The 4,274-nt window shown below is 55.9% G+C and carries 2 protein-coding genes and 1 pseudogene; 2 read left to right on the forward strand and 1 reads right to left on the reverse strand.

What is annotated here, in order from left to right; all coding sequences use genetic code 11:
- Positions 1–94 precede the first annotated feature (94 nt).
- Positions 95–981 (reverse strand): annotated as a pseudogene (locus tag ACX80X_RS20970) (IS3 family transposase); the annotation flags it as partial.
- A gap of 643 nt (positions 982–1,624) precedes the next feature.
- Between ACX80X_RS20970 and ACX80X_RS20975 the strand changes: the two are divergent.
- Positions 1,625–2,272: a CatB-related O-acetyltransferase gene (locus tag ACX80X_RS20975; RefSeq protein ID WP_252603957.1), complete on the forward strand. Its 648-nt coding sequence runs from the start codon at positions 1,625–1,627 to the stop codon at positions 2,270–2,272.
- Between the two features lie 37 nt (positions 2,273–2,309).
- Positions 2,310–3,572, forward strand: coding sequence for a hypothetical protein (locus tag ACX80X_RS20980; protein ID WP_252603959.1), 1,263 nt, complete (start codon positions 2,310–2,312; stop codon positions 3,570–3,572).
- The last annotated feature ends 702 nt before the right edge of the window (positions 3,573–4,274 follow it).

The raw sequence follows: 4,274 nt of genomic DNA on the forward strand, positions 1-4,274 counted from the left end.
AATAGCACGAAACGTTAAGCCGAGGAACGGGCCAGAGACCCCCGAACCACAAGCGCAAATTCCCCAACCTCGGCTTAACGTTTTTCTCGGCATAATCGCTGTGCCATATCGCGAGAGGCTCGATCAGGGTCGTGGCGGCGGCGTTCCTGAGCGCATCGGCGACGAGCTCGGTGCGCATGTGGTCGGCGATGGACCAACCGACGACTTTCTTCGAGTAACAGTCGATGACGGTGGCAAGATAGACAAACCCTTGCCAGGTGTGGATGTAAGTGATGTCGCCGACGAACTTCACCCCGGGGCGGTCGGCGGTGAATTCGCGCTTAACGAGGTCGGGCATGCCCGCAGCTGCCTCAGCATCAGCCTCGGTGGTGATGCGGAACGGGCGTGGCTGGCAGGCCACCAGGCCCTGGCAGCGCATGATCTGCCGCACCAGCTCTGGAGAGCATTCGGTCTTTTCCGCTGCGAGATCAGCGTGGATGCGCCGGTACCCGTAGGTGCCCTCGGCCTCCTCGAAGAAGTGCTGGATCCGCGCCGTCAGGGCCTGACGGCGGGCCGCCGTGGCCGATTGCGGACGCGTGGCCCAGTGATAAAAACCGGACGTCGAGACGGCCAACCACAGGCACATTTTCACCACCGAATTCAGATTGGCGGGCTCGGCTTTTTGGGAATCGATGAATTCATACTTGCTCACTACCGCTGCTCCCGCGCGAAGTAAGCGCTGGCTTTTTTCAAGAAGGCAGTCTCCGCCCGCAGCTCTTGAACTTCACGCTCAAGCTCCTTCAACCGGGCCCGTTCCGTCACCGTCAGATCCGTCTCCGTGCCGCCGTTGGCCTCACGGTACTTGATGAGCCAGTTGCGGAGCGTCTCGGGGCCGACACCGTACGCGGTGGCAACGTCCTTGATGGGCCTGGACGTGTTGATCACCTCGCGGCACAGCTCGTCCTTGAACTCCTGGGTGAATCGTCTGCGTGATGCGGTCATGCTGATCTCTACTTTCGATAGACCCTCATTTTAAGAGGGCCCACTGTCCGAGATCTTCACGGCAGCTCACGCCAACGGGGTCGCCTCCCGGGCTGATCCAGCCGGCCGGGCCCTTTCAACCACCAGCACAACCCATCGGAGACGTGGAACCCGACACTCCCAGCGACAACCGACCCTGCCAGCGCGCCAAAACCAAGAAATCAACCCGGGCCAGAATCAAACCGGAACCGGGCGTCCAACCCGAGACTCATGGAACATTAGGGCTAGCCGATGGAAACCGAATTCAACGCCCGCTTCGATACCGGCCTCGCATCGAGTCGCCCGCCGAAGCTATAACCGGAGTCGTCGAAACAACTAAGCCGATACCCGCGGATGCCGGAAGGTCATTGACTACACAATCCTGTCGCCAACTGACGTCGGACGCTGGCGCCCTTAACGTTTGGTTGGTGCCATCAATGACGCTTGGATGTGAAAGCGTCCCCAAATTGGCGCGGTATGGGTCACCGCATAGACTGAAGTGGGGAACCTGAACCTGCAGCATGCCAGGAAGGCACCCTCACTTCTGATAGTTGCCAAGCCTCCACTAGAGTGTCCTCACGCAGCCGTCTTCGCCGCTGAACCATTCCTAAGTAGAGGCTTGCCCATGAACGACAAAGAGTTGTACCGCACCCCCGTGGTGCTAAACGCCAAGGGCAGCAACTGGTGTGTGTTCGCCGAGCCGGAAGCAAGAATACTGAACTGCGAAATACAAGGAACCGTCTTCGTCGGCTTCGGTAGTTATGTAAATTCAGGAATCATCAGGTCCTACGCACAAATCGGGCGATTCTGCAGCATTGGTCGGGGCGTAGCCCTCGGCTTGGGCCACCATAACCTGGATGGGTTCTCCACGTCCCCGTTCTTCGAATCGTATTTCCCCGCCGGCACTCTGAAGTTAGCCCAAGCGGAACCGAAGCGTAGAATAGTAATTGGCAATGACTGCTGGATTGGCGACGGTGCCAAAATTGTGTCCGGAGTTACCATTGGCGACGGTGCGATAATCGCTGCCGGCGCCGTTGTAACTAAAGACGTTGAGGCCTACGAAATAGTTGGCGGAATTCCGGCAAAGCACATTCGGTACCGGTTCCACGAAGAAATTCGCCGCAGGCTAATTGCGTCAAGATGGTGGGATATTGATCCCCAGATGGTAAAGCAAGCTGCGGATCACTCAGTATCTGTAACCCTCGATAATCTTGAATCGCTGGCACCTGACCCCAAAGTGCATGTCATCTCATACCAGATGATTCGCGGATAACTTTCGTACCGCAAACCGCAACCAGCATAGGAGTATCTTGTCCGAAAATCAGACCGTCGTCGACCTTTTGGCTGTCCTCGACGAACCCGGCGGTGTGATCGACAAATATATCGAATCGTTCCAGCTCGAACATATCAATATTTCAAATGAGATTCAACGTACGTCCGACCCATTGCTCAATGCGCAACGATACAATGAACTAGTGGCCAACCGGTACGGCGACAAGAATGTCGTTAGGCTGATGACTGCCGAGCACAATGACGTCCCTGTCGAGGCTCTTGCGTTAGTTTCTTTACCGAAAATCCGGACAGTTGTTTTTACGCGAAATTACACAGTTTCCTCATTCAAAAATGTTACTGTCCAAGGTATACCGGTTGATCCAAAGGTGAATTTCGACGCCAAGGTCGGCGGACATATATCAAGAATTATTCGGGAACAGCCTGCCGGGTCGCCCATCAACCCCCCCTCGTTGCCATTTCCTACTAACCATCGGTCGTATGCCGCAATCGCTAAGTACGTCCCGGTGCCCGATGAAAGACACACTGTCTCTATTGACGTTAATGGAGTGAAATACGACTTTCTCTCCGACCTACGCACAGGGACGCGAAAGCTTTTTGTGTTTGGGCAAAGCGCTCTCAATCGATCCCTTGTACAACTGCCCGTGTTCCACCGCTGGAAGTGGATGTTGGACCTGGAGGGCTCTGCAATTGCGTTGAACGATCCGACGCTATATCTCGACAAAAGGATAGATGCAGGTTGGTGGATAGGAACGAAGGATAGGGACTACGTTAAAGAGGTGAGCCGAATCGTCGGCGCTATTGCTGCCAGTCTCAACCTACGGTCAGAGGATGTTATCTTCTACGGTGGATCCGCTGGAGGATTCTCGTCCTTTCACATGGCAGCATGCCTTCCCGGTTCCCGTGTCGTTGCAGACATTCCCCAGATCGATCTTCGAAAATACCACTTGCCGCTGGCCATAGATGCGGCAGTCCGTGCGGGCCTGGGCTGCTCGTCTCGTTTGGAGGTTCCCCAAGAATATCTTCATCGCATTGACGTTATCGAGCGTTTCAAACATGAAAAACACGTGCCGGACTTTCTTTACCTTCAAAACCTGAAAGACGGAACCCACGTTCAAACCCACTTCGGCGACTTCCAATCGAGATTGGAGGCTCTGAGGGACCTGCATGAGTGGGCGCAGTCATCAGGCGTGTACGAGACCTACTCGGCTTGGAGCGTTGTACGAGGCGGCCATTTTCCTTTGGGAAGGTTCGACACAATGAGATACTTGAACAATTACTAGAGGCTGCCGCTTACTGGCGCCTATTCCTCGGGTGTATTTGACCGGTTACGCACTTGTCCGGCTAGTCCACCGTATGGCTGCCGGAACTCTAGGTTCTCTGACGCGAGGGATCGCTTTGAACAGGACGCGACTGTCAACTAGCCTTCAGCAGTCCCCCAGATTATTCGGCTGGCCCTAACAACCGTGACCTCGAAGCAGACCGGTTTGCCATTCCATCTGCCGAGTCATTTCGGTAGATTGATATTCGGTCTCGAGTGCATAGTTGGACTGTTTCAGATTTCTTCATTCCGCCAGCGCCAGCATTTCAGCGTACCCGTAGAGCGAGACTCGCCAATCAGGCACATGACCCGCCACAAACGTCGGCGTTACCAGAGGGAAGCTACACATTGAATACGCTCTTGAGATCGCTTTCACTGACGACCCTACTCCTGGCGTTATGCATCCCCGGGGCCTCTATGAGCTATGCAAGCCCCTTGCCTCCGCCCAGCCTGGTGGATTTGTCGACCACCGGAACCATCACGGAACAGCGAGCAACGCTCCGTACGGCCTACTACAAGTCAGCCCAGGAACTGGACGATGCGCGGGGTGCTGCCGGCGGGCTTCCGCGTGGCCAGGCGAACGCTTTCGCTTCGGCGATTTCGGGTACGGCGGTGACGATGCGGGCCGCTGCTGCGGCGATCTCGGCTGCCACAACCCAAACAC

The organism is Pseudarthrobacter sp. MDT3-1 (genome assembly GCF_054510755.1).

Excerpts from the sequence above, each read along its gene's own strand:
- ACX80X_RS20975 (WP_252603957.1), top strand. The coding sequence starts at position 1,625 with ATGAACGACAAAGAGTTGTACCGCACCCCCGTGGTGCTAAACGCCAAG.